At 41.2% G+C, this 1,684-nt stretch carries 2 protein-coding genes; both read left to right on the forward strand.

Annotated elements, in window-relative coordinates; genetic code table 11:
• Window positions 1–652 (forward strand): heparinase II/III-family protein (locus ACEW8S_RS13485; protein WP_373518665.1); only part of this gene is annotated, 652 nt, incomplete at its 5' end.
• Window positions 653–679: 27 nt separating this feature from the next.
• On the forward strand, window positions 680–1,684 hold a 1,005-nt coding region (locus tag ACEW8S_RS13490; RefSeq protein ID WP_373518666.1), incomplete at its 3' end, for a glycosyltransferase family 4 protein.

A 1,684-nucleotide genomic window follows, 5' to 3' on the forward strand; every position in this document is an offset into this window, starting at 1 on the left:
ATATCGGAAATTCATTGGCGAACGATATGAACTCTTTGTCGATGTCGGAAATGTCGGGCCGACCTACCAACCGGGCCACGCCCATGCCGACACCTTTAGTTTTGAACTATATTGTGATGGGCAGCCTACCATTGTCGATACGGGCATATCGACATACGAAAAAAACGAACTACGTCAAGAACAAAGAGGCACGGCCGCTCATAATACCGTTATTGTTGACAATAGAGACCAGACTCAGGTATGGGGCGGCTTTCGGGTCGCAAAAAGGGCGAAAATCGGAAATCTGAAAGAGGATGCCAATGAGATAAAAGCAACGCATAACGGCTATAAAAACCTTGGTATTCTGCACACGAGAACGGTCAAGGCACAGCACACCAATATTCAAATAATCGATGAACTGACCAAAGGTAAGACAGACGAACAAAAAGCTTTTTTTCATCTACATCCAATGGTTGGCGCTACCGAAATCAATATCAGTCAGAAAAGTTTAACTTTAATTGAAAAAAATATTCGCATTAGCTTTGATGGCAATTTTTTGAAAATGGAAAAGGAAGAATATCGGTACGCATCAGGTTTCAATCGCACGGAAATCGGGGAGAGATTGGTTGTATCATTTTATAGCCACCTCCAAACACAAATATTTTTTCTTTAAAGCAGATTGATAACCCATCCAAAACCAATGAAAATATTGTTTCTTTCCGATAATTTCCCGCCGGAATTCAATGCTCCGGCGACACGTACTTTTGAACACACAAAAGAATGGGTGAAAGCTGGGGCGGAAGTAACCATAATTACCGGAGCACCAAATTTTCCGGAGGGAAAAGTTTTTGATGGTTATGAAAACAAATTTTACCAAACGGAATATATTGAAGGAATTAAGGTCATTCGGGTTTGGACTTATATCTCTGCAAATGAGGGTTTTATAAAGCGTATCATAGATTATCTCAGTTTTATGTTCGCCTCGTTTTTGGCAGGTCTTTTCGTGAAGACGGATGTTATTGTAGCGACTTCGCCACAATTTTTTACGGTTATTTCAGGAAGATGGCTCAGCTTTTGGAAACGCAAGAAATGGGTCATGGAAGTACGTGACCTTTGGCCGGAATCCATTAAAGCGGTGGGTGCCATGGATAACAATCCGATTATAAGCTTTTTCGAATTTCTAGAGCATCGCATGTACAAGAGTGCGTGGAAAATCGTTACGGTAACAGATTCCTTTAAGGAAGAACTTGTTAAGAAGCATCATATTGCTTCATCGAAAATTGAAGTCGTCAAGAATGGAATAAATACGGATATGTTCGTTCCCGTTCCAAAGAACGAAACCTTGGCAAACGAACTTGGGCTAAAGGACAAATTTGTCATAGGCTATATCGGTACGCACGGTATGGCCCATAAGTTGGACTTTATACTGGATTGCGCCAAGGAGATATCGGACGAAGACGTGCATTTTCTTTTTTTGGGTGCCGGTGCCGAAAAAGAAAATCTTTTGGAGCAAAAGAGAAAGCTGGGACTAAAAAATGTGACACTTTTGAATCCAGTGCCAAAAAAGGAGGTAAGCCAATATATTTCATTGCTCGATGTAGGCTTGGTAAACCTACGTAAGTCGGAAACGTTTAAATCGGTGCTTCCTTCTAAAATATTCGAACTGGCCGCCATGAATAAGCCTATTTTATTGGGCGTTGAAGGC

The organism is Pricia sp., assembly GCF_041745955.1.
Taxonomy (GTDB): domain Bacteria; phylum Bacteroidota; class Bacteroidia; order Flavobacteriales; family Flavobacteriaceae; genus Pricia.